The organism is Spirochaetota bacterium, assembly GCA_038043445.1.
Classification (GTDB): domain Bacteria; phylum Spirochaetota; class Brachyspiria; order Brachyspirales; family JACRPF01; genus JBBTBY01.
Genome location: JBBTBY010000115.1, coordinates 1 through 24,986 on the forward strand (window position 1 = coordinate 1; position 24,986 = coordinate 24,986).

The 24,986-nt window shown below is 55.9% G+C and carries 24 protein-coding genes; 17 read left to right on the forward strand and 7 right to left on the reverse strand.

The annotated features are described in order from the left end of the window. The 8 genes from icd to AABZ39_15880 form a co-directional block, all read left to right on the forward strand. The coding region (icd, locus tag AABZ39_15845) for an isocitrate dehydrogenase (NADP(+)) (GenBank protein ID MEK6796252.1) at positions 1-1,090 on the forward strand (1,090 nt) is incomplete at its 5' end. Positions 1,091-1,107: 17 nt separating this feature from the next. Further along, positions 1,108-2,370 (forward strand): serine hydroxymethyltransferase, encoded by a 1,263-nt coding sequence (gene glyA / locus AABZ39_15850; protein ID MEK6796253.1) that lies wholly within the window; start codon positions 1,108-1,110, stop codon positions 2,368-2,370. Between the two features lie 6 nt (positions 2,371-2,376). Next, positions 2,377-3,399: a galactose-1-phosphate uridylyltransferase gene (gene galT, locus AABZ39_15855; GenBank protein MEK6796254.1), complete on the forward strand. Its 1,023-nt coding sequence runs from the start codon at positions 2,377-2,379 to the stop codon at positions 3,397-3,399. Next, a complete protein-coding gene (locus AABZ39_15860) occupies positions 3,396-4,319 on the forward strand; it encodes a hypothetical protein (protein ID MEK6796255.1) in 924 nt (307 codons plus the stop codon). The genes galT and AABZ39_15860 overlap by 4 nt, the downstream gene beginning before the upstream one ends. A 109-nt stretch (positions 4,320-4,428) precedes the next feature. Further along, a complete protein-coding gene (gene folD / locus AABZ39_15865; protein MEK6796256.1) occupies positions 4,429-5,283 on the forward strand; it encodes a bifunctional methylenetetrahydrofolate dehydrogenase/methenyltetrahydrofolate cyclohydrolase FolD in 855 nt (284 codons plus the stop codon). A gap of 78 nt (positions 5,284-5,361) precedes the next feature. Beyond that, complete coding sequence (locus tag AABZ39_15870) at positions 5,362-7,128, forward strand: formate--tetrahydrofolate ligase (GenBank protein MEK6796257.1); 1,767 nt, start codon at positions 5,362-5,364, stop codon at positions 7,126-7,128. Between the two features lie 63 nt (positions 7,129-7,191). Beyond that, positions 7,192-8,058, forward strand: coding sequence for a dihydropteroate synthase (locus AABZ39_15875; GenBank protein ID MEK6796258.1), 867 nt, complete (start codon positions 7,192-7,194; stop codon positions 8,056-8,058). Between the two features lie 135 nt (positions 8,059-8,193). After that, a complete protein-coding gene (locus tag AABZ39_15880) occupies positions 8,194-9,738 on the forward strand; it encodes a methylenetetrahydrofolate reductase C-terminal domain-containing protein (GenBank protein ID MEK6796259.1) in 1,545 nt (514 codons plus the stop codon). A 28-nt stretch (positions 9,739-9,766) separates the two neighbouring features. Here AABZ39_15880 and AABZ39_15885 read toward each other — a convergent pair whose 3' ends face one another. Continuing rightward, positions 9,767-9,898, reverse strand: a complete 132-nt coding sequence (locus tag AABZ39_15885; GenBank protein ID MEK6796260.1) for a hypothetical protein — start codon at positions 9,896-9,898, stop codon at positions 9,767-9,769. 28 nt (positions 9,899-9,926) lie between these two features. On the opposite strand from AABZ39_15885, the gene AABZ39_15890 reads away from it, so the two are divergent. The 5 genes from AABZ39_15890 to AABZ39_15910 all read left to right on the forward strand — a co-directional run bounded on the left by AABZ39_15890 (position 9,927) and on the right by AABZ39_15910 (position 14,697). Further along, on the forward strand, positions 9,927-10,775 hold the full coding sequence (locus AABZ39_15890; protein MEK6796261.1) for a Gfo/Idh/MocA family oxidoreductase: 849 nt from the start codon (positions 9,927-9,929) through the stop codon (positions 10,773-10,775). A 100-nt stretch (positions 10,776-10,875) separates the two neighbouring features. Beyond that, entirely contained in the window at positions 10,876-11,721 is an 846-nt protein-coding gene (locus AABZ39_15895; GenBank protein MEK6796262.1) for a sugar phosphate isomerase/epimerase family protein, read from the forward strand. Positions 11,722-11,766: 45 nt separating this feature from the next. Next, positions 11,767-12,762, forward strand: a complete 996-nt coding sequence (locus AABZ39_15900; GenBank protein ID MEK6796263.1) for a Gfo/Idh/MocA family oxidoreductase — start codon at positions 11,767-11,769, stop codon at positions 12,760-12,762. Between the two features lie 31 nt (positions 12,763-12,793). Continuing rightward, a complete protein-coding gene (locus AABZ39_15905) occupies positions 12,794-13,849 on the forward strand; it encodes a Gfo/Idh/MocA family oxidoreductase (protein ID MEK6796264.1) in 1,056 nt (351 codons plus the stop codon). Beyond that, on the forward strand, positions 13,846-14,697 hold the full coding sequence (locus AABZ39_15910; GenBank protein MEK6796265.1) for a sugar phosphate isomerase/epimerase family protein: 852 nt from the start codon (positions 13,846-13,848) through the stop codon (positions 14,695-14,697). Before AABZ39_15905 ends, AABZ39_15910 begins: the two co-directional genes overlap by 4 nt. Here the strand turns inward: AABZ39_15910 and AABZ39_15915 are convergent. Continuing rightward, entirely contained in the window at positions 14,687-15,514 is an 828-nt protein-coding gene (locus AABZ39_15915; protein ID MEK6796266.1) for a helix-turn-helix transcriptional regulator, read from the reverse strand. The two genes, AABZ39_15910 and AABZ39_15915, sit on opposite strands and share 11 nt — an antisense overlap. A 61-nt stretch (positions 15,515-15,575) precedes the next feature. Between AABZ39_15915 and AABZ39_15920 the strand changes: the two genes are divergently transcribed. Beyond that, entirely contained in the window at positions 15,576-16,652 is a 1,077-nt protein-coding gene (locus AABZ39_15920; protein ID MEK6796267.1) for a uroporphyrinogen decarboxylase family protein, read from the forward strand. Positions 16,653-16,855: 203 nt separating this feature from the next. Here the strand turns inward: AABZ39_15920 and AABZ39_15925 are convergent, their stop codons facing one another. Next, a complete protein-coding gene (locus tag AABZ39_15925) occupies positions 16,856-17,593 on the reverse strand; it encodes a hypothetical protein (protein ID MEK6796268.1) in 738 nt (245 codons plus the stop codon). Between the two features lie 70 nt (positions 17,594-17,663). Between AABZ39_15925 and AABZ39_15930 the strand changes: the two genes are divergently transcribed. From AABZ39_15930 to AABZ39_15940, 3 genes are all read left to right on the forward strand, one after another. Then, positions 17,664-18,488, forward strand: coding sequence for a radical SAM protein (locus AABZ39_15930; GenBank protein ID MEK6796269.1), 825 nt, complete (start codon positions 17,664-17,666; stop codon positions 18,486-18,488). A gap of 71 nt (positions 18,489-18,559) precedes the next feature. Next, a complete protein-coding gene (locus AABZ39_15935) occupies positions 18,560-20,569 on the forward strand; it encodes an extracellular solute-binding protein (protein ID MEK6796270.1) in 2,010 nt (669 codons plus the stop codon). A 110-nt stretch (positions 20,570-20,679) separates the two neighbouring features. Continuing rightward, a complete protein-coding gene (locus tag AABZ39_15940) occupies positions 20,680-21,582 on the forward strand; it encodes a Gfo/Idh/MocA family oxidoreductase (protein MEK6796271.1) in 903 nt (300 codons plus the stop codon). On the opposite strand, the gene AABZ39_15945 is transcribed toward AABZ39_15940, so the two are convergent. From AABZ39_15945 to AABZ39_15960, 4 genes are all read right to left on the reverse strand, one after another. Then, the gene (locus AABZ39_15945; GenBank protein MEK6796272.1) at positions 21,572-23,278 is read right to left on the reverse strand and encodes a hypothetical protein; all 1,707 of its coding nucleotides are present in this window, start codon (positions 23,276-23,278) and stop codon (positions 21,572-21,574) included. The two genes, AABZ39_15940 and AABZ39_15945, sit on opposite strands and share 11 nt — an antisense overlap. 121 nt (positions 23,279-23,399) lie before the next feature. After that, positions 23,400-24,320 (reverse strand): helix-turn-helix transcriptional regulator, encoded by a 921-nt coding sequence (locus AABZ39_15950; GenBank protein MEK6796273.1) that lies wholly within the window; start codon positions 24,318-24,320, stop codon positions 23,400-23,402. A 47-nt stretch (positions 24,321-24,367) separates the two neighbouring features. Continuing rightward, entirely contained in the window at positions 24,368-24,496 is a 129-nt protein-coding gene (locus tag AABZ39_15955; GenBank protein ID MEK6796274.1) for a hypothetical protein, read from the reverse strand. A 73-nt stretch (positions 24,497-24,569) separates the two neighbouring features. Further along, on the reverse strand, positions 24,570-24,986 hold a 417-nt coding region (locus tag AABZ39_15960; GenBank protein MEK6796275.1), incomplete at its 5' end, for a YraN family protein.

Genomic DNA, 24,986 nt, shown 5'->3' on the forward strand with positions numbered 1-24,986 from the left:
GCGGCTGGAAGCGGCGGTGGCGAAGGCATTCGGCGGGAAGAAGAAGATATCATGGTTCGAGATATTCGCCGGTGAGAAGGCGTTCAAGCAGTTCGGTGATTACCTTACCGATGATACGGTCGCCGCGATACGTCATCTATCGGTAGCGATAAAAGGTCCGCTTACGACACCGGTGGGCGGCGGTTTCAGGAGCGTGAACGTAACGCTCCGCCAGGTGCTCGATCTCTACGCCTGCGTACGCCCGGTGCGATGGTATCCGGGAGTACCGTCGCCGGTGAAAGAGCCGCAGAAGCTCAATGTCATCATCTACCGCGAGAACACCGAGGATGTGTACGCGGGTATTGAATGGAAGAAAGACAGCGTCGAAGCAAAGAAGTTCATCGATATCATGAAGAAGGAATTCAATACGACGATACGTCCCGATTCCGGCATCGGCGTTAAGCCGATAAGCGAATTCTGTTCGCGAAGGCTCATCCGCATGGCGCTCAAACATGCGGTCGCCGCGAAAAAGCGTTCGGTGACGCTCATGCATAAGGGCAATATCATGAAATACACCGAAGGCGCGTTCCGGGATTACGGCTACACGGAAGCGAAAGAGAATTTCAGCGATACGGTGATATCCGAGACCGATCTCGGGAGCAATAAACTTCCTGCAGGGAAAGTGCTCATCAAAGACCGCATCGCCGACAGCATTTTCCAGCAATTGCTGCTGCGCCCGGATGAATATGAAGTGATCGCAACGCCGAATCTCAATGGCGACTATGTGTCCGACGCCTGCGCCGCGCAGGTAGGCGGCCTCGGCATGGCGCCCGGCGCCAATATCGGTGATAATGCCGCGGTGTTCGAAGCGACACACGGTTCGGCGCCGAAATACACCGGCATGGATAAGGCGAATCCCGGCTCGCTCATACTTTCAGCGAAGATGATGCTCGATCATCTCGGATGGAATGAGGCGGGAACGCTCATCGAACGCGCGATAGAGAAGACCATCGCGAAGAAGACGGTGACATACGATCTTGCGCGTCAGATGGACGGCGCGAAGGAAGTATCGACAAGTGATTTCGGCAAAGCTATCTGTGATAATATGTAGTCGTTCGGGAGAATGATATGAATCCGCTCAATCGCACGCTCAAAGATTCCGACCCTGAGATCTACGCCTCCATCAACCGTGAGGTCGACCGCGAATTCAACCGACTCGAACTTATCGCGAGCGAGAACCTCGCATCGCGCGCGGTGCTCGAAGCGCAGGGTTCGGTGCTCACCAACAAATACGCCGAGGGATATCCGCATGCCCGCTATTACGAGGGTTGCGAATATGCCGACGAGGTGGAAGCCCTCGCGATAGAACGCGGGAAGAAGCTCTTCGGCGTGCCGCATATCAATGTGCAGCCGCATTCCGGCTCGCAGGCGAACATGGGCGTGTACTTCGCCGTGCTCAATCCCGGCGATACGATACTCGGCCTCGGGCTTGCTTCCGGCGGACATCTCACGCACGGCGCGAAAGTGAATTTCAGCGGGAAGATATACCGCGCGGTATCATACGACGTGCGCGAGAGCGATCAGATACTCGATTACGATAATATCCGCGACATAGCCAAGCGCGAGCGGCCGAAGATCCTCATCACCGGCGGGAGCGCATATTCACGCATCATCGATTTCAAAGCGATGCGGAGCATTGCCGACGAAGTGGGCGCATACTTTCTCGTCGACATGGCGCATTTCGGCGGACTTGTCGTCACGGGACTCTATCCCTCACCCGCGCCGTACGCGGATTTCATCACCGGCACAACGCATAAGACGCTGCGCGGCCCGCGATCGGGATATGCGATAGCGATGAAGGAAGACCTCGCGAAGAAACTCGATAAGCTCGTATTCCCCGGCATTCAGGGCGGACCGCTCGTGCATACCATCGCTGCGAAAGCGGTGTGTTTCAGGGAGGCGCTCGATCCGTCGTTCAGGAAATATCAGGAGAGCGTCATCGCCAATGCGAAGATGATGGCCTCCGAGCTCACCACGCGCGGCTATTCCATCGTGAGCGGCGGCACCGATACGCATCTCATGCTGGTGAATACAAAAAAGTCAAAGAACCTCACCGGCGACATCGCCGCGGGCGCGCTCGACAAGGCGTTCATCACCTGCAATAAGAACGGCATTCCGTTCGATCCGGAGTCGCCGAAAGTGACGAGCGGCATACGTCTCGGCACGCCGATACTGACCACGCGCGGTATGGGAACATCCGAAATAAAGACCGTCGTTGCGTTCATCGATCGTGTGTTATGCGATGTGAACAATGAGTCGACGATACAGGCGGTCGCGAACGATGTGCGGGATCTCTGTAAGAAATTCCCTATCTACGAATATCTCCGGTAACACGGGATGTCTGTTTTTCGCAAGAATGTCATCACCAACGACTGGGTGATATTCGCGCCCAACCGCGCCAAGCGTCCGCACGATTTCAAAAGCGATGAGAAGGACAATGTGGCGATACTTGCCGAACGCCCGGCATATCGCGATAATTGTCCGTTCTGTCCGGGCAATGAAAAAACCGAGGACACCGAGATATTCCGTATCGACCGCGCGGGGAAATGGGCTGTTCGCGTATTAGAGAACAAGTTCTCGAGCGTCGACCGGCGCATACCGCCGCATCGGCGCACCGAACATCTGCGCAATGAGATCGACGGTTTCGGCGTGCACGACGTCATCATCGATAACCCGCGGCATAACGGCACGATCGCACTTTTCTCACGAGAGGAGATAACCGATCTTCTCACCGCATACCGCAGGCGGTATATCGAGCTCATTGCCGACACGAACATTAAACATATCGTCGTGTTCAAGAACCAGGGGCTTAAGGCGGGGGGATCGCTTGAGCATCCGCATTCACAGGTGTACGGACTCCCCGTCATCCCGTTCGAGGCGAACATCCGCCTGCGCGAGGGCGAGCGGTATTATGATCTTAACGGCAATTGCCTCATGTGCGATATACTGAGGAAAGAACGCCAGGAGCGCGAGCGCATTGTCTATGAGAACGATCGCTTCGTCTGCCTCATGCCGTATGCCGATCTCTCGCCGTATCATTTCTGGATAGTGCCGAGGACGCATGCAGCGTCGTTTTCCACTATCGATGACACGTCGATAGTATCAATGGCAGACTGCATGAAGACAGTTTTTGGAAAGATGTTCAATCACCTGCATAATCCCGATTTCAATTATGTGATGCAGTCCCTCGCGCGCTATGAACGCGAAGAGGACCACTTCCACTGGTATGTGAGCGTCATACCGCAGGTGAAGCAGAAAGGGGGATTGGAATACGCGGGCGGGCTTTTCGTGAACACCGTGCTGCCGGAAACGGCGGCCGAGGAGCTTCGCAAAGCCCCGGATACGGTCGTCATTCAGTGATCCATGCCGCGAAGACCGGTTGTTTTATAACCGTACTGATCGCGCTCTCCTGTCTTACTCACGGGAAAGATATCCGTTCGGTAAATGAAGCGCTTGCGCTCAACAGAATTGCCGAGCAGGTTTTTGCGGAAAAAGATTTTCTTCGCGCGCAAGAGCTGTTCTCACAGGTAGGGTCCTATCTGCATTCCAACAATGTTCGCACGGGGTTCAATCAAATCGTGTATGATATCCCGATCGTCTCGGTCGTTTCACAGCGCGCCGCGCTCAAAATGGAAGAGCGCCCGATAGTCCATCGCTTTCTTGTTCTCTATGTGACGACGATCGATATCCCCGGGTCGTCGAGACGATGTATGGATGCAGCCTATATCCGCAGGGCAAAGACGGCACAGGAAAATTTTGCCGGATATGCGGAACTGCTGACCGATGGCCGGATGACATGTACGTTTGAACGGTATATCCATGATGGCGTGGTCACCAACATTATCACAAGTACGAACACATTCGAGGGGAAGTCATCGTTCATACAGAAGCTTGACATCACTTCGATCACACCCGCCCCGGCCATGCTCAAAATCATGCCTCGTTTCGACTCGCTCCTGATCTATTGGGAGGGAACTCCGATCGGACGTCCCACCGGCGGTATTTGGCCAATACCGATGGGAGATGGACGCACAATACTTCGCGGGTACATGCAATTTCCCCTTTCCTACGAATGGCCCGGGACGCTGCTCCACGAATTCTTTCACACCGTAGAGGACATCTACCGCATCTCCCCTCGTCACGGATTTGCAGGGTCGGTGAGGACGAATTTCCCGGTTTGGAAGGGAACAGGCCAATACGACTATTATCGCTGGCATTTCGATCAAACGGTCAAGCGCGCCGGGTATGAGCGTATGGTGCTTCGTGAGAACGGGGATTGAAACTCGAGGGAGCGATGTATCGCAATATTCTCCCACAGAATCGTCACATAGCACTATGATAGAGGGCTTATCTCCATTACAATAGACCGTACATCCCAAGGAGTTCATTATGGCGGCACAGATACTCGACGGCAACGCGACGGCGAAATCGATCCGGCTTGAGATAGCCTCCGAGGTAGCGGGGCTCAAACGCAAGCCGAAACTGGTGGTGATCCTCGTCGGGGATAACCCCGCATCGAAGGTATATGTCGGGATGAAGGCAAAGGCCTGCGCCGAGGTCGGTTTCGGGAGCGAGAAATTCGCTCTCCCTGCAACAACGAGCGAAGCTGAATTGCTTGCGCTTATCGACAAACTCAACGCTGATAACAACATCGACGGCATACTCTGCCAGCTCCCGCTCCCCAAGCAGATAAGCGAGCATAAGGTGCTTGAGCGCATATCGACAGCGAAGGATGTGGACTGCTTCCATCCGATGAACGTGGGATATCTCACGAGCGGGGACCCGTTCGTCAAGCCGTGCACGCCGGCCGGTGTCATCGAGATAATGAAGCGCTACGGCATCGAGATGAAAGGGAAACATGCGGTCGTCGCGGGGCGGAGCAATATCGTGGGCAAGCCCCTCGCGCAGCTCCTCCTCGCTGAACACGCAACGGTAACGATATGCCATTCGCGAACGGTGGACCTCGCCGCAGTGTGCAAAAGCGCCGATATTCTCTGCGCGGCCATAGGCAAACCCGAAATGATAAAAGGCGATTGGGTGAAAGAGGGTGCCGTCGTCATCGATGTCGGCGTGAACCGTGTTGACGATACGAGCGAAAAAGGATATAAACTTGTGGGCGATGTCGCGTATGCGGAAGCCGCAGCGCACGCATCGTTCATCACACCGGTGCCGGGGGGGATAGGCCCCATGACGATAGCGATGCTCATGAAGAATACATTGGAACTGTACAAGAAACGGATCTGATCCGTTGAACTAAGGTTAGTCATATCGCAGGCGGGGTCACGTGACCCCGCCTGCGAATAGGATATCAAGGAGCATTCAATGCCGAAACTCGATCCCACGAAAATGGCCGACTGGCAGATAGCCGACGCGGCCGCAGAAACGATGAAACCGGTGACACAACTGGCGGACGAACTTGCGCTTGAGAAGAAAGAGCTTCTGCCCTACGGCCATCACATCGGCAAGCTCGATTACATCAGCATACTGAAACGCCTCGCGAACAAGCCCGACGGGAAATTCGTCGAGATAACCGCGATCACACCCACGCCGCTCGGCGAGGGGAAATCGACGACGACGATGGGTCTTGTGCAAGGATTGGGAAAGCGCGGCAAGAAGGTCATCGGCGCTATACGCCAGCCGTCGGGCGGACCGATATTCAATATCAAAGGTTCTGCCGCGGGCGGCGGTCTCTCGCAGTGCATACCGCTCACCGAATTCAGCCTCGGCCTTACCGGCGACATCGATGCGATAACGAACGCGCATAATCTCTGCATGGTGGCGCTCACAAGCCGCATGCAGCACGAATTCAATTACGATGATGCATTCCTGTCAAAAAAGAATTTGAAACGGCTCGACATCGATCCCGATAACATCCAGATCAAATGGGCGATAGACTTCTGCGCTCAGGCCATGCGCGACATCATCATCGGCATGGGCGGACGGATGGACGGCTTTCTCATGCGAAGCGGTTTTCAGATAACCGTGTCCTCCGAACTCATGGCGATACTCGCCGTCGCCCGCGATCTCAAGGACATGCGCGAACGCATCGGCCGCATGGTCGTCGCCTATTCCAAAAAGGGCGAAGCGGTCTCTGCCGACGATCTTGAAGTGGCGGGCGCAATGACGGCCATCATGTCAAAGGCGATATTCCCCAATCTCATGCAGACTATCGAAGGGCAGCCGGTGCTCGTGCACGCAGGACCGTTCGCCAATATCGCCATCGGCCAGTCGTCGATACTCGCCGACCGCATCGGGCTTAAGCTCGCCGATTATCATGTCACCGAAAGCGGTTTCGGCGCGGATATCGGTTTTGAGAAATTCTGGAACCTCAAATGCCGCATGAGCGGGCTTACGCCGAACTGCTCGGTCATCGTTGCCACCGTGCGCGCGCTCAAGATGCACGGCGGCGGTCCGAAGGTGGTGCCGGGGAAGCCGCTCGACAAGGCGTACACGGAAAAGAACATCGCCCTCGTCGATAAAGGCGTCGCGAATCTCATCGCACATATCGAAACGGTGAAGAAAAGCGGCGTCCCCCCTGTCGTATGCATCAATCATTTCTATACCGACGATGACGGCGAGGTCGCGGCGATTCGCAAAGCTGCCGAAGCGGCTGGCGCGCGCGTTGCGCTCTCGAAGCATTGGGAAAAGGGCGGCGACGGCGCGCTTGAACTTGCCGATGCCGTTATGGATGCCTGCAAGGAAAAGCCGAATTTCAAATTCCTCTACGATCTCGCCGAACCGGTGGAGCAGCGCATCGAAAAAATAGCGAAGGAAGTGTATGGCGCCGACGGTGTATCGTACACGCCGGAAGCAAAGGCGAAGATAGAGAAGCTCAATGCTGACCCTGTCGTTAAAACACTCGGCACCTGCATGGTGAAAACGCATCTGTCGCTCTCGCATGACCCCACGCTCAAGGGGCGACCCAAGGGATTCACGCTCCCCGTGCGCGATGTGATGATGTTCCGCGGCGCAGGCTTCGTCGTTCCTATCGCGGGCGACATCAAGCTCATGCCGGGTACGGCCTCCGATGCGGCGTTCCGACGTATTGACGTGGACGTAGAATCGGGTAAAGTGAAGGGACTATTCTAGCAGCAGCCGGACCTCGAGCGGAGTCGAGAGGTTCGTCTGCGCGATAAAAAAGGAGATCGGATAATGGCTCTCAACGGAAAACTGAATATCATCGCCGAGAAGATAAACGACTCGGTACCCTCGACGCATGAGCTTTTTGAGAAAGGCGATATGCAGGCGATAATCGCTCTCGCGAAGGAACAGGCCGACGGCGCGACATTCATCGATGTCAATATAGGACCGCGCGACCCCAAGCTCATGGAAGAGCTCATCACGTCGATACAATCCCTCGTGACCGTGCCCCTTTCCATCGACACGCCGTCATTCGAGATAGCCGAGCGTGCGCTCAAAACGTACGATCCGGCGAAAGCGGGCGGAAAGAAACCGCTCCTCAATTCGATAAGTCTCGGACGTCTTGAGATGTTCGATCTCCTGAAGATACAGCCGTTCAAGGCGATACTCATGTCGAGCGAGCGTCATGTGAACAATGAGACGGTACAGAACTGTGTGGCCGCGGACATACTCGAAGCGGCCAAACAGATGTATGCGCATGCGAAAAAGCACGGCCTCACGAACGACGATATGGTGTTCGACCCCACCATCGCCCCCATCGGGAGCGATTATCAGGGGCTTACGAAGATGACGATCGGCGGCATTGCGCTCATCGGCAAGGAAGCGCAATTCAAGGGCTGTCACATGTCGGTGGGCCTTTCCAATTTCACCGTGCAGATCCCGAGCAAGACGAAATCCGGCGCGCTCGTAAAGACGCCGCTCGAAAGCGCCTTCCTCACGCTTGCGGTGCCCGGCGGCCTTGACTACTGCGTCGGCAGCACGAAGAAAAAATATGAGATCCTCACCGACGATCACCCGGCGATGAAGACGCTCAACGACGTGATGAAGCTTGAAGCCTTCGATATACTTACGCGTGTGCAGGAATTCTATAACAGCTAGGGAAACAACCCCTATCCCCGCCCTTCGGGCACCCCTTTCCCCTTTGTAAGGCGTGCGCCAAGGATGGCGCAGCTGACGGCGGCCATGGATGGCCAAAGCCGCCACGGGGAAAGGGGAAAGACACAAGGAGATCGTATGCCGCAGCTATCAGAAAAATTCGCAGGCACTTCGTTCATTCACGGGGTCGAACTCGTGAGCACCCGCGGCCTACTTTCCGTGGAAGGCGAGAAAACGAACGCCGCTGCGAATGAGCTTATGGATTCGGGGCTGTTCGATTTCATCAGTATAACCGATAACCCCGGCGGCAATCCCATGCTCTCTCCCGAAGTGCTCGGTAAGCCGCTCCTTGCGAAAGGCCATAACGTCAACATTCACATGGCATGCAAGGACAGGAATCGCAACGGGCTTGAGATGCGCGCCTGGCAGCTCGCGAGCGACGGGTTCAATAATATCCTTGCGCTCACCGGCGATTATCCCGCACCGGGGTATCGCGGTGTTGCGCGTCCCGTGTTCGACATCGATGCGGTGGCGCTCACGAAAATGTACATGGATATGAACGCCGGCCTTGAGGTGCCGTCGATGAAGAAGGATGCGCCCCCCTCGCGGCTGTCGAAAACGAACTTCTTCGTGTCAGCAGCGGTAAGCCCGTTCAAAAAGCATGAGGGCGAATATATGTCGCAGCTTTTCAAAATGGAGAAGAAGATACGCGCGGGCGCTTCGTTCTTCCTGCTCCAGCTGGGATACGACGTCCGCAAATGGGCGGAACTTCTCACCTACAACCGCATGCGGAATATCACCACCCCGATGATAGCGAATATCTATCTTCTCACCAAGGGAGTGGCGAAGGTGTTCCACGACGAGCGCATTGCCGGATGTAATGTATCGCCGGCACTCCTTCAAGCGGCATCCAAAGCGGCTGAATCGCCGGACAAAGGGAAGGCGTTCTTCCTCGAATTCGCGGCGAAGCAGTGGGCGGTGGCCAAGGGGCTCGGTTTCCGCGGCGTGTACATCGGCGGTACGCATAAGCTCGATGAGGTACGCAAGATCAAGGAAATGGCGGAAAAATTCTCGCCGAATGACTGGAAAGGTTTCTATAAAGAGCTGTCATATCCTCTCCCCGGTGAATTCTATCTCTTCAAAACCGATGATGCCCTCATGCCGAAACAGGAATATGTCGACTCCTACACGCGCTCGAAGAAGGCGATACGACGGTTCTTCCGCGTGATCATCACCGAGCCCATCATCTACCGCATCAGCCGAGTCGTTCACTTCTTCCTTTTCAAGAAGTGGTCGCCGTTCTATCATCTCATGCGCCTCTTTTACCGGATCATCGATAAGAAAACACCGATCGAGAAATTCTTTCACTTCGGGGAACATATCTCAAAAGCAGCGCTCTACGGCTGCCATGACTGCGGCGACTGCTCGCTCACCGAGATAGCGTATCTCTGCCCCGAGGAAAAATGTTCGAAGAATCAGCGCAACGGCCCCTGCGGCGGATCGCGCAAGGGGAAATGCGAGGTCGACGACAAGAAATGCATATGGCTTCGCGCCTATCGCCGGCTTAAGCCGCATAATGAGGAGCGCGAGCCGTATGACGGACCGATCGTCATATGCGACGCGAAATTCCGCAATACCAGCGGGTGGCAGAATTTCTACCTGGGAAGGGATCATAGCAGATAGGGAGCTTACCCCTTTCCCGTAGAGCGGGTCACCCTCCCACAGCGGGCTCGCCCAGCCCCTTGTTCGCCTTCGGCTCACCGACGGCAGGGATTGGCTGATCATCGTGCCCCTTTTCGCACAGCGCGATGTCCCTTTTCCCCTTGCCAGTATTCGCTTTCATAGCTACTCTATCTGCTATCGGAGGCGATATGAAAACCATCGGCTTTATCGACTACTTTCTCGACGAATGGCATGCGAACAATTATCCGCAATGGATACGCGAAAGCGCGGTGTCCGGCTGGGGGGTGAAATACGGCTATGCCATGCAGGATGCGCCGGCACCGGGGCTGACCACCGATGCGTGGTGCGCAAAATTCGGCGTCACGAAGTGTTCTTCAATGGAAGAGATCATCGATCGCTCGGACGCGCTTATCGTCCTTTCGCCGAACAATCCCGAGCAGCATGAAGCGCTCTGCAAACTGCCGCTTGCGTCGGGAAAACCCGTATATGTCGACAAAACATTCGCTCCTGACCTCGCTGCGGCAAAACGTATATTCGCCATGGCTGAAGCAGGAAGGACGCCGATGTTCTCAAGCTCAGCATTGCGCTATGCGACAGAGGTCGATGAGATCAAAACGAAGGTCCCGCGCGCCGATCTGAACTTCGTTGCCACACGCGGCGGCGGGAAATTCGAGATATACATCATACACCAGCTTGAGATGATAGTATCGCTTCTCGGGCCGGATGCAAAGCGCGTCATGTCCGTCGGCGTACCGGAGGCCCCGTCGCTTGTCATCGATTACGGGAAAGCACGCGCGACAGCGACTATGGTGCCCGGCGGTTTCGGTCTTGCGGCGCAGTATGACGCAGACAAAGGCACGGTATTCGGCGATGTGAAATCCGTGTTCTTTGTAAATCTCATCGCAACGATGCTGCGGTTCTTCGAGGATAGGAAGATACCCGTTGCGAAAGAGGAGACGCTTGCCATAATGGCGCTCATCGATGCGGGGAAGAAAGCGGTCGCAAAACCGGATACGTGGATCGCCACGGAGCGATAACGGAATGAACGGGCATGCGAATTTTCGCATAGCCCCATGCGCCTTTTCACCTTGTCCCCCGCCGTATTCATAGCTACCCTATTGAACGAGAGGAGCACCGATGAAATTCAAAATAGGCATCATCACCGAATCGTTCCGGAAGCCCGTACGCGAGGCGCTCCGATTGGCCAAAGAACTCGGTGCCGACGGCGTGCAGATGTATGCGGTAAAAGGCGATGTTTCGCCCGAGATAAGCGCCGCCCAACGCAAGGATCTCGTCACGTTCATTCGTGCGCTCGATCTTGAAATATCCGCCCTCTGCGGCGATCTCGGCGGCCATGGATTCGCCGCTGCAAAGGATAATCCCGCGAAGATAGATCGCTCCAAGCGTATCGTCGATCTCGCCGTCGATCTCGGCACAAACATTGTCACCACGCATATCGGCGTTATCCCGACGGACAAAAAAGCCGAACGCTATGCGGTGCTCCGCGACGCCTGCAGCGAATTGGCGAAGTATGCCGCGTCGAAAGGCGTTACGTTCGCGATCGAGACAGGCCCGGAGACCGCCGCCGTGCTCGCTGCTTTCCTTGACGATATCGGCTCTAAGGGTATCGGTGCAAATCTCGACCCGGCGAACCTTGTCATGGTCACCGGCGATGATCCGGTGAAAGCGGTATCGACGCTCAGGAAATATATCGTTCATACGCATGCAAAGGACGGCGTGAAACTCGCCGCGTGCGATACTGAAGAGGTGTATGATGCCTTCGCAAAGGGCGGCATCGAGGGCTTCGACTTCGGAAAACTTTTCAACGAAGTGCCGCTCGGGAAAGGCGGTGTGAAATGGGACGCGTATCTCAAAGCGCTCGCCGATATCGGCTACAAGGGATATCTCACCATAGAACGTGAGGTCGGCGCGAACCCCGTGGACGATATACGTGCTGCGGTGCAATTCCTCCGGGGCGCATAAGAGATACAGATCAATGATCAAGATAGTCTGAAGGAAATGAAGACCATGGATACAGTAAAGATCGGCATGATCGGATGCGGCGGAATCGGAAAGCATCACTCGAACTATCTCCGAAAGATCCCCGGTGCTGCTATAACCGCAGCAAGCGATGTAAGCGACACTCTTCTCGATGCGTACAAGAAAGAATACGGTGCAGCAGGCTATAAAGATTATAACGATATGCTCGCAAAGGAGACGCTCGATGCGGTGCTCATATGCTTGCCGACATTCCTCCATTTCGATGCGGTGAAAGCCGCCGCGGGAAAGAAGATAGCGATATTCTGCGAAAAGCCACTCACGAGGAATTTTTCCGACGCCGAAAAGATCCGCGATCTTGTCGCGAAAGAGAAACTTCTATTCCAGGTCGGTTTCGTGCGGCGCTTCGATAATTTCTGGGGAAAAGCAAAAGAGATAGTGGATAGCGGCGTGCTCGGTTCACCGGTGGTCTGGCGGCATACAGCGGTGGGCGCAGGACCGGCATCGCCGTGGTTCCTCGATAAGGAAAGGGGCGGGGGGCCCATCATCGACGGCATGATACACAACTTCGATTTTGCGAGCCTTATGTTCGGGAAGTCGGTGAAGGCCGTTTCGGGACTGACGAAATTCAAGCAGAGTACATCGCTCGATACCGGCTCGGTCTGGCTCGAATACGAACGCGGTGACGTGATGGCGAATTTCTGGTCATGGGGGCTTGCGGAGAAGGTATCGTCATTCGGGGGCATGGACATCATGGGCCCGAAGGGCGTGCTGCTCTTTTCCGGGAGTTTTGATGCGAAGGAATTCGAGGGGAAGTTCGATGCGGAGAAAGAAGCGATATTTGTTCTTCGCACAGCCGGCGGAAAGAACGAGATGATCACCTATAAAAAGAACGATATGTTCCACGATCAAATGGTGCATTTTACCGACTGTGTTCGCAACAACAAAGAGCCTTTCGTCACCGTTGCGAACAGCCTGCAGGGGCTTCACGATTCGCTCGCGGCATTGCAGGAATTATCACTTTAAAGATAATAGAAAGAAGACAAGGAGCAGAGCAGTGGTAAAAACAAAGGTAGCCATCATCGGATGCGGCGCCATCGGCAATACGCATGCGGACGCGTACAAGCAGGACCCGCGGGTGGAGATCGCGTATGCGGTCGATCTTATTCCCGAACGCGCGAAGTCATTCGTCGAGAAATACGGCGCGACAAAGGCGGCGACCGACGCAGCCGAAGCGTTCAATGATCCGTCGGTGACGGCGGTCAATGTGTGTCTCCCCAACGATCAGCATGCGCCGGTGACGATAGCCGCGCTTAAGGCGGGCAAACACGTCATGTGCGAAAAGCCCATAGCGATGGCCATTGAAGATGTGCTCGCCATGCAGGCGGAATCGAAGAAACAGAAGAAAGAGCTTATCATCGGCGTTGTCAATCGGTACAACAGCTATGTCAATCTCGTGAAGGATACGATAGCGTCCGGTGAACTCGGCACGGTGTATCACGTATCGTTCTCGTTCAAGAGCTTTCGCGGCATACCCGGTCTTGGCGGCTGGTTCACCACGAAGAAGCATGCAGGCGGCGGCGTCATGGCGGACTGGGGAATTCATTTCCTCGATCTCACGCTCTATGCATTAGGCCTTCCTGAGCCGACAAGCGTATCCGGCGTAGCACATTCGGAACTCGCACGCGATATGAAGGGTTATGCATTCGTGAACATGTGGGCGGGTCCGCCGAAGTTTGACGGCGTATACGATGTGGAAGAATTCGTCTCCGGCGTTGTGCGTACGAAAGGGCCGTCGATAGCATTCGAGGGCGCATGGGCGCACAATATCGATAAACCGGCAATGCACATCGATTTCCTCGGTACGAAAGCCGGCCTCAGGCTCGAATACCGCAAGGGCTTCACGATGTACGGCACGGAGAACGGGCATCTCTTCGAGAAGACACCGCACATAAAAGAAGAGAATGATTTTCACGCAGAGATGAAGGCCTTCATCGACAGCGCGGTGGACGGGAAACCCAACCGCGCACATATTGACAATGTCGTCGTATCGCAGAGAATAATCGATGCGTTCTATAAGTCAGCAGCACAAGGAAAGGAGATAGTATTATGAAGATCGGATTAAGTACTTACAGTGTATCCCGTGCAATAAAAGCGGGGGATCTTGATATCCTTTCGTCTCTTGACTGGATAAAGGAGAACGGCGGTGAGCATGCGGAGATCGCGCTCACGCTCCAGGAAACCCCTGATAAGGCGAAGGATATCGTTAAGAAAGCGAAGGATATCGGGCTGCCGCTCTCAAGCTACACCATCGGCGCGAATTTCATCCAGCCGGATGCGGCGAAGCTCAAAGCGGAGATCGCGCGTGTAAAAAAAGAGGTCGACATCGGCGGATCGCTCGGCGTGAAGCGCATGCGTCACGATGCGGCATCGCGCCCCATCCCCGACTGCAGCATCGCCAACTTCATGAAGGACCTGCCGGCTGTCGCCGATGCGGTGCGCGAAGTCGCCGATCATGCGAAGCAGTACGGGATAACAACGAGCGTTGAGAATCACGGGTTCTTCATGCAGAAAAGCGATCGTGTGCAGATGCTTATCAATGCTGTCGGGCGGGATAATTTCCGAACCACGGTCGACGTTGGGAATTTCCTCTGCGCCGATGAAGACCCCGCCGCCGCGCTCAAGAACAATCTGCCGCTTGCGTCGCATATCCATTTCAAGGATTTCTACGTGCGTCCGTTCCATGCCGATCCCGGCGAGGGCTGGTTCAAATCGCTCTCGGGGAATTTCCTCCGCGGGGCCATCGTCGGACACGGCGATGTCGATATACGCTCTATCGTGAAGCTCATCAAGGCATCAGGCTATGATGGATTCATCTCGGTGGAATTCGAAGGGATGGAAGAATGCCGCCAGGGATCGAAGATAGGCATGGCGAATCTGAAGCGGCTTTTCAGCGAGTAGCGCCCCCGGATCTCCGATAGACGGACGGCGGAACGCCTGTCCGTTCCTTGAACTGTCGGCTGAAGTAGTAGATATCGGCATATCCGAGCGCAAGGGCGATCTCTTCGATCGACTGGCTCGAGTAGAGAAGCATATCCTTTGCGCGCTCAGTGCGCACCCGCACGAGATAATCAACCGGCGTCGTACCGGTTATGCGCTTAAAGACGCGGATGAGATGGTCCGGCGTGCATCGGTACTCGCGTGCGAGACCGGCAATGTTCATCGCTTGTGAGGGTGACTCCTGCATACGCAGACACAGTTCATCGATGTTCTTTATCCATGGGTCATTGCCGCCGACCGGGCGCTTGTCCTGCCGGGCTATCTCAAGGAGTATCGACCGCATCCAGTGATCGGCATCGGCCTTGTTCCCATCGCGCAGATGCCGTATCGCTCGCTCGGCTAACTCGGAGATGAACGTGACATTCCCGACGCGGCGATGCTCCAATGGATGATCGATGAGCCGCGGCGAGCCGCCGGTACATTCAAAATGTATCCAGGGAACGACGAGTGTATGCTTCGGATCATGCGTCCCCTCGATATGCTCCCACATGTGCATGAGAAAGCAGGCCCCGCGGGAAAGCTCATACTCCGCCGTTTCGGTGCGAAGCTTCCCCTTCCCGTCGAGGATGAGCCAGAAAAGATAGCCGTCGAACAGCGGCACCGGATTTATCCAATGCCATGACGGAGAACAGTATGTTCTTTCCGCCCGTTTCACGCGCACCGGCATGGCAAATCGGCTCATGTCGATATTGTACAAATGATCGTCGTTTTTGTCCATTGTTCATCGGTCATTGTGATGCGACTATATCGATACATCACTGATGAATAGGGAGTTGGATATGACAACAACGACGATGACGACACATGAGCGTTTTGAACGGATGTACGCGCATCGGGAAGCCGATCGCGTTCCCTGGAAGGAATCGATATGGGATTCCACGATACGCCGCTGGCACCGGGAAGGACTCCCTGAACATACGAGCGTCATCGAGCATTTCGATCTTGACCTTGTCGCCGGCATCGGCCCTGACACCAGCCCGCGATTCGAAACACGCACTCTTGATGAGAACGATGAGTATAGAACGGTGACTACCGCGTGGGGTGCGACGATGCGGCAGTTCAAATTCGAGAACACCACCCCGGAATATCTCGACTTTCAGGTGAAAACCCCCGACGACTGGCGCGCGGCAAAAGCACGGATGACGCCGTCACGCGACCGCATCAACTGGAAACATTTGGAAGCAAACTATGGCGCGTGGCGAAAAAGCGGTGCGTGGATATCCGCGAGCGGATGGTTCGGTTTTGATATAACGCACTCGCATTTCATCGGCACGGAGCGATTGCTCATGGCGCTCGTTACCGATCCCGAGTGGGTCGTCGACATGTGGAATCATGAGCTTACGCTGAACATCGCCCTCCTCGATATGATCTGGGATGCGGGATATCGCTTCGACGAATTTACCTGGCCGGATGATATGGGCTACAAGCATCATCAGTTCTTCTCGCTCGATATGTACCGCGAATTACTGAAACCCGTGCACAAACGAGCTATCGACTGGGCCCATGCGAAAGGCGTGAAAACGCGGCTGCATTCCTGCGGTGATATACGCCCGTTCATTCCGGAACTGACCGGTATGGGTCTCGATGCGCTCAATCCTATCGAGGTAAAGGCAGGGATGGATCCCTTTGAGATAAAACGCACTGCCGGTGATGCGCTTGTGCTGCACGGAGGCATCAATGCCGAAGTGTGGCATGAAACGGCGACCGTAGAAAAACTTATCCGCGAACGCGTACCGGCGCTCATGAAGAACGGCGGCTACATCTTCGCATCGGATCACTCGGTGCCGTCCGCGGTCAGCTTCAATGATTTTACGCACATCGTGTCGGTGTTCAAAGAAGTGGGAACATACCGATAGTTGTTATTCGTGAATGATGCGGCCAACAACAGACGAAAGCATGGTTTGCCGAAGAACAAGGGGTTGCAACCCCTTGTTCTCTCAATCATTGCCTCGTGCGGTAAAGCAGAATATATCGCCTCATATAACAATACGATTGCAGAGGGGAGGGGGGCGGAGGGCGATCTAATTCGTGTCTAAATTCTTAAGACACTTTTCAGATGCTATGGCCTCATTTTTGGCGCAAGGTTCTGCATGAGCGTCCTGTTCTTCACCGCAGCAGCGAATGCATTCTTATAGCGTATCGGTATCGGCAGATAGAACCCTATCTGCGTGAAATTGCCGCGCATCGTCTCACAGCCGTGCGGGATGCCGATGCGTATCGCCACGCTCCCGTCCTTCACATGGTGGAACGCGAACGATCCGAGCATGCGCGCGCTGATGTCCATCTCGCAGCCGCCGTCGGCCATGGAGAATACCCCGTTGAGGTTCTTCGGCGTTTCGCCGGAGAGCGTTTTCTGAATGACGGGGTCCTCGATGAGCACGCCGTATATTTCCTCAGCGGTAAAAACATCGGTGAGGAGCATCTCATTGCTGCCCTCGGCAAGATCGACAGCGGCGAACGTGCTCCCCGATGACGGATGCGCACCGCCTTCGCCGTACCAGTCACAGCGGTAGCAGACGATGGTACCGGCGATGGAAAGCATCGTGTAGTTACGCGATGACCAGTATCCGTCGTTCTTCTTTTTGTCCTTCTCGTCGTTGTAGTCGCGGAATATCGTTACGGATTCTTTCATGCTGTTGACGGCGATCGCGGCGCCTTCCGACCAGTATATCTTCCATCCTTCCACGACCGCTTTGTTGGTGAGCGTATCAGCCCCGCTGACCGCCACCGAGACTTTCGGCGCACACGAGATGAGAACAACACAAGCGGAGATTGCAATGGAATATCGGATCTTCATGCGTATACTGTATCATAATGGATGCTCCATGGCAATATGCGTTTTCCCGGATCTTTGATATACTGCACGCATGCACGACATCTATGAAGGAACGCTCTTTCGCCCGCCCGCTGAAGCGGCATCGCTCATCGCACAGCTGACCATCGGCTGTCCCACGAACACGTGCCGGTTCTGCGCCATGTATGCCGGCAAGCAGTACCGTGTGCGTGATGAACATGCATTCGCACGCCATTGCGATGACCTTGTGCGCGCATATCCGCCCGATATCGCACGCGTTTTCCTTGCCGACGGCGATTCGCTCATGGTGCCGGTAAACCATATACTCTCGTCGATGAACGCTGTCCGTTTGCGTTTCCCATCGGCCAGACGATTCTCCTCATACTCCTCCGCCGTTTCGATAAAGACCAAGAGCGATGATGATCTCCGTGCGCTGAAAGCTGCCGGCATGCATACGCTCTATCTCGGCATCGAATCCGGTGAGGCGGCTACGCTTACGCGGATGCAGAAGCGATCATCTCCTGAAGATATTGTACTGCAGTCGAAACGGGCCCTCGCGGCGGGGTTGCGGCTCTCCGTTACCGTCATCGTCGGCCTCGGCGGCGTATCGCGCTCGCATGAGCATGCCGTGGAGAGTGCACGGATCGTCAATGCGATAGTGCCGACATATACCAATATGCTCGTGCTCATGCATCGCGGCACGGACCTCCTTTCCGAAGCAGACTTCGCCGAATATACGACCGACCACTACCGCCGGGAATTGTCCGAGTTCATCGCCCGAGTCGAATGCACGACGATATTCCGCGCGAACCACGCATCGAACTATCTCCCGCTTGAGGGCAGGCTTCCGCGCGACAGGGAACGCCTCGTTGCGCTGCTCGCGCACGGGTTGCAATAAATGGACGTCAGTATTACGATACAACGTCTCGCCGCAAGAACGACGGTGAGCCGATAGACAGGAGTACCGCGATGTTCACAAAAGCCCTCGCCTTCTTCAGGAAATATTTCGGCATAATCGCCATCGTCATCGCCTTCGCCGCCGCATCCATCGTCGTGTTCACGGCGAACAGCAGCGATGATGATGCGTCCCACACCGTCAATGCCGGCGACACGCTCATCTCCATCGCGAAGGAATATGGGATAACCGTGCAGCAGATCTGCGACGAGAACTATCCTGATATTTCCGAGAATCAGATGCTTACCCCCGGGGTGCGGATACGCATACCGCGCGGCGCACGAAGCGCCCGTACGATAACGGTGACCATAGCGCATTGGCAGCTTGAGCCCGGCGTCCGTGACGCGATAAAGTACTTCGGCGGTGAATACCGCAAGCTCCATCCGAATGTGCGTGTCGTACAGAACGCGGTCCCGGAAACGACCTATCCCCAATGGTTCACGACGCAGATGATAGGCGGTACGCCCCCGGACCTCATCGAGATAGGCAAGGTAGCGTATCCGCTTCTTGTCTCGTACTATATGCGTTATTTCACGCCGATGACGGAATACGCATCAAGCCCGAACCCGTACAACAGGAACAATGAATTCGCGAACGTACCCCTGCGCGAAACGGTGAAGGACGGCCTTACCCCGTGTTATATCCCCGAGGTGCAGGAATATATGAGCATAGCGCTTACACAGGTGCTCGTACGCATGTTCTACAACAAATCGCTCCTCAAGTCGCTTACCGGCAGAACGAAACCACCGGCCGATTGGCGGGAATTCCTCGCCGCCTGCGAAGAGATAAAAAAGAACAAATACGCCAACCGCACCGCGCAGGTGCAGCTGAAGCAGCTCATCGATCGCTGTACGCTGCTGGAGAAACGCCTCTCCGAACTCGATGCGAAGCCGTCGCAATCCGCCCGTGAAACGATCGTCCGCGAACTCGCCAAAGCGCGCGAAGATCGGAGTGCATTCGAGAAGGCACTCCCCACCTACGCGCCGATAGCCAACTCCTCGTTCCATATGGGTATGGCGGAATGGCTTCTCTTCGGGCCGGTAACGACGAAAGGCCGTTATGTCCTCGATTACAATCACGACTGCTTCACGAGCACCGTCGAGACCTTCATCGGGTTCAAGGGCAAAAGGATAGATCTCGATTTCCCCGCGTATCGTGCGAAGTTCAAGATGGTCGCAGCGTACGCGAGCAATTGCATGCCCGGTTTCGCCGGGCTCAACCGCGACGATGCCGTACTCAACTTCGTGCAGCAGCGCTCGCTTTTCATACCCACCGGCACGTGGGACGCGCGCATGCTCGAGGAACAGGCCAAGGACAATGGATTTGAGATCGGCGTCATGGACTTTCCCATACCGACGAAGGACGATCCGGAATACGGGAAGTTCATCGAAGGCCCCGGTTTCGAGGAGCCGATAACGGCGTTCGCCTTCGGCTGCCCCACGCCGGACAACGCCCCCGAGCGGCGCAAAGCGGCGATCGACTTTCTCCTCTTCCTTGCGGCGAAAGAGAACAACATCAAGCTCAATACCATCATCGGGTGGCTGCCGTACGTGAAAGGCGAGACGGGCACCGGCATACTTGAATATTTCAATCCGCATAAGGACGGCGTAACGGCGGGGTTAAGCCTTAATATCGGCGGGGAATCGCTCATAAAATGGCAGCAGATGTATTCGCTCTATTATGCGCTCGCCATACCGTTCGAGAAACTGCGCGCCGATTTCGAGCCGTTCTACATCGACCGCGGCTATCGCGATTATCTGCAGGTGACGAAGAACTGGCGGCGGAGCATGATAACCGATGAAAAGAACATATCCTCGCTCCGTGCAAAGATGTTCCTTGCCACCAACGAGAACTCACGCCGGGAATATGCGCAGAAATACCGTTATGTGATGATGCGCCCCGTGTCTCGCGAGATTGACGTGAGCTTTGAGCGCTCGCTCATGATGAAGGTCAATGAAGGTGCAAAGGATATCCCTGACGCATTCGGCTATCACCCCATCGCAAAGCAGCGGCTCGGTCTGTAATAGGACACCATATCGTTTTTCGAGTTTGTCCATATCGTTCCTGATAACGTCCATTTCCTTTTCCGTAATACAGCGTACTTTCTACCGGACCGATAATGGTCCGGAGGTAGATGATGTCGTCAGATATACGCGTCGCCGTCATAGGTCTCGCTACCAGCCATACGGTGGAATTCGCCAAACGAATTGCCGCGAACGATTGCCCGCCGGACCAGCGCGTAGGCGGCATGCGTATCACCTCCTGTCTCCGGTTCGATACGCCGTTCCAGAACAAGGACGGTCTTGACGGACGGCAGAAACAGCTCGAGTCATGGGGCATTCCGGTTACGACATCGTTCGATGAAGCGGTCAAGGACTGCGATGCCGTACTCCTCGAGATAAACGACGCCTCATATCATCGCGAATACTTCGAACGGTGCGCACCGCTCGGCAAACCGGTGTTCATCGACAAGCCGCTCGCCGACACCATAGAGAACGGGAAAGCGATGTATGATCTTGCGAAAAAGAAGGACGTTCGCTGCTTCACCGCATCGTCGCTGCGCTTCTCAAAAGAGGTCGATCAGGCGAAGAACACCGTGGGAAGCCCGCTTCTCGCGTATGTATACGGACCGCTCGGCAAAGCGCCAGCGGGAAGCTCCATCGTCTGGTACGGCGTGCATACGTTCGAACGGCTCAACCATGCCCTCGGGCGCGGTGCAAAAACGGTCACGGTATCGAAGGATGCGCTCGGTGTTGTCGCTGCGGTGGAATACGACGGCCCGCGCCGCGGCATCGTCGAGCTTACGGAAGGACTATGGGCGTACGGCGGAACGCTCCGCACGAAGGAAAAAGCCGCATCGTATACTATCGATTCCACCTACATGTACCGCGATCTCGTCGCTGTCATCGGCGCTTTCTTCGCGGGAAAGCCCGCGCCGGTATCGATGGAGGACGGGCTTGAGATAATGGCCATGCTCGACGCGGCGGAACGTTCGTTCCAAAGCGGAAGGACGGAAGCGGTCAAGATTACAGCGTGAACGAGAACGGCACCGGTTTCGCACCGGTGAACACGAACGTCTCACCGCCGGCCTTTACCGTCGCGCTTGTGTCGCATCGTATCTCCACCGCGGACGACGGGTCCTTCTTCTTGAACCACACCGCCATGCACACCGCTTTTTCCGTACCGTCGGCTGCGCGGTAATTGACGCACTCATCGGGCTGTGCAATGCGTTTCTCGCCGTACAATGATTCCGTACGGAACGTACCCAGATAGTCGAACACCGCCTGCGCGTCCATTCCTTTTGTCCTGTCGAGGAGCACCGGGCTCCGCCCAAGCGCGGCATGCATGAACGGGGCGACATCGTCGATACGGGTGAGATCCCGATATGCGTGGAAGGAAAGGTCTATCGTCGTCGATCCCGCCCGATGTGCCGCGAGATAGTCGATGACAGCGTCGCGTTCCATATCCGGCGTAAGCGCGATGGGGAACCCCTGCACGAACGTTTTGCCCTCATCGGCAAGGCGCGGTATGCAGTGCGCGAAGGCGATGAACGCCGTAACGAACGCATCCGCATCGGCAGGCGCAAGTGAGGCCCCGACAAGCGAGCGTATCTTCTCCGCGCTGCCTCCCTCGGTAAGCCGTATCTTCTCTTTCACGAACGCCGCTTCGATGTCGTCGATGATCACATGCGCGGGGAGCGGCTCGCGATAGGTCTCATCGCATTCGATATCGGTCAGTATCTTCTGCCGCCCGGCCGCCTCGGAAAGCGAAAGCTTCGTATCCGCTTCGTACGCGAACGCTTTCTCCGCCGTCACATAACAGGAGCGGCTCTCGCCCTTGCGCCGGAATTGACCGAACTTCCTGAATTCCGGATATCCGCGGAGAAAACTCGCGACAATACCGTAGGAAAGATCGCTCGTGAGATAGGACGACAGCGCCTGTTTGAACCCATCATATGCCGGCTTGTCAATGCTCGCTTCCGGATAAAAATAGTGCAGTATGCCGCTCGCATGCGCGACGATGGTCACCTTCTCGTTCTCAAGGGCCCGACGCGCCTTGGCGGATATCTCCGTACCGTTGAACCACATGGCCTTCGTGACGATGCGGCGATTGTTCGTCAGTATGCCGTGGCCCGCCATGATGAAATTCTGCGAGTGGAGCGGCGTGCCGAGAAGGAATATCTTCTCAAGCGGCACCCGCGCGACGATGAAGGCGGCGGCGGCGTAGAGGAGCGCAAGCGAAACGCATTCACCCGCCTTTTGCGCATAGCCTTCCTTCAGGAGAAAAGCGTCCATCGCCTCGACGGTCTCCGTTTTCCAATACGGGATGATATCGTCCGTGTACGTATCAAGCCCGAAATGTTTGCGTATGCCGATGTCGAAATAATATGTATCGCCCTCGTAGCCGAAGAGCGCGTTCGAACGCTTGAGCATATCGACATCGATGAAATCCGAAAAGCGGGCTATCTCGGCAGCCTTGTCGGTCAGTCCCCAGGTCTCGAGATCGAGATTGAACTGATAATTGTCCATGATGTACTGCTTGACACGATGGAGCCGCTGCGTCTCGTTCATACGCTCGATGCCGGCGAACCACGCATCCTCGCGCCACGCCCAGATGCGCGGCGACATGATGTTCGCAAGAAGCCCCGCGTAGAGGAGCTCCGGAAAAATAAAAAGCTCCATATCGGAGAGCGTATATGCCGATGAATACTGTTCGAGGCGACGTTTATCCATGCTTCCTCATGCGCCGTACAAAGCCGGCGGTGATCTCTCACGCTTCGCTGCGGTGATACCTCACGCTTCGCTGCGGTCATACTATAACAAAAACGGGTGAAATGGGAAGGGCGTATCCCTCTCAACGAGCGTCGGAATCCGTCCCTGAGATGATCATCTCGATGAATTCATTGCGTGTGCGTATGCCGAATTTCTGATACGCGCGATACACGTGGTTCTTCACTGTCTGATGTGATATGGCCACGCGCTCGGCTATCGAGCCGTTCGAATAACCGCTCGCGACATACGAGAGCATCTCCTCTTCCCGCGCGGTAAGCTTCACGCGTGCGAAGAGGCGTGTAAGCGCGGTGTTCCCCTTCCCGCGGAATGCCGCGGCATTCTCGCGTATCTCCTCGCCGCGCGAGAGGTAGCGCAGGGCGTGCACGATGGTGAGCACGGCAAGCACGCTGTAATACCCGGTAAAGAGCGCATAATGTACGGTGCGGTACGGTAAGAACGAGAGCACCGCAGCGCCGGCCACGGTACAGAGCGTCGGGACACCGATGGACAGCACCAGTGACCGCAGGAGTACCGAGCGTATCGCCGAGAAGCGTACGGCGATGAGAACGGACGCATACGCGATGACCGCAGCGAAGGACACATCCATTGCAATGGAAAGCGATGGATGCGCCGTCATGACATTTGCGACAGCCCCGGCTGCATAGAGGACGAAGAACATGCCGTATACGACAGCGAGCGGGCGGGCTATGGACAGGGAGACGACGGTATGCGCCAGGAGAACGAGCAGCATGACGATGGCGCTCTGTGCAGGGATACCGATGAACGGCCGTACGACGGAAAGCGCGGTAAGCGGTATATGCGCGGCAATGCGGTAGGCGGCGAGCATATCGAGTATGACAAGTATGGAAACGGCGGCGATAACGGCAGTATAGAGCCCCCAGACGAGGGTTCGATATCGATACCAGGAAAGGAGTACGAGCGTAAGCGCCCCGCAGCCGAGCACCAAAGCCGTTACATAGACAAAAAATATGAAGTGGTCCATGAACCGTCACATCTTCATCGAACGCCGCGTCGTATCCCCCGAATGCATCAGTCGATGAACATACGGGTGAGTTCGACGGCGAGCTTGTCAAGCGCGTTGTTGATGTAACGCTGGCTCTTGATCATGCGCTTAAGGCGCTTGATCTTCTTAGGATTGATCTGCACCGCTGTCTTCATGTCGTGCGCCTTCTACTTCCTTGCCGCTGTGCGGCGTAGCTCCCGTCCGTTCCAGAACCAATGCCCCGTGTACTCATGCGCGTGCGTTCTCGATGAACGTGCATGTCCGTTCACCGCCCCGCTCATCGATAGCGAACGCTGCCACCGTACAATCCGTGTTCGCCGGCAGCCCGTGCTCGGACAGATACGCCATGGCCGCACCCTCGACGCGCGCGAGCTTTCGTTCGTCGACGGCCTCGATGGCCGAACCGAACCGTGCCGAGCGCCTGAACTTCACTTCCACGAACACGATGCGCTCGTTACGCCTCATCACAAGGTCGATCTCGCCGCCCGCCGTCCGCACGTTCTCGCCGATACATTCGTAGCCGCGTTCCTCGAGCCAGGCGCGGGCTATCGCCTCTCCCGTACGTCCCGTCGCCCGGGGGTTCATTCCCGGATCTTGTAGAGCTCGTTGGCCGCTTTCATCACGAGCACCGCATTGGTCTCGATG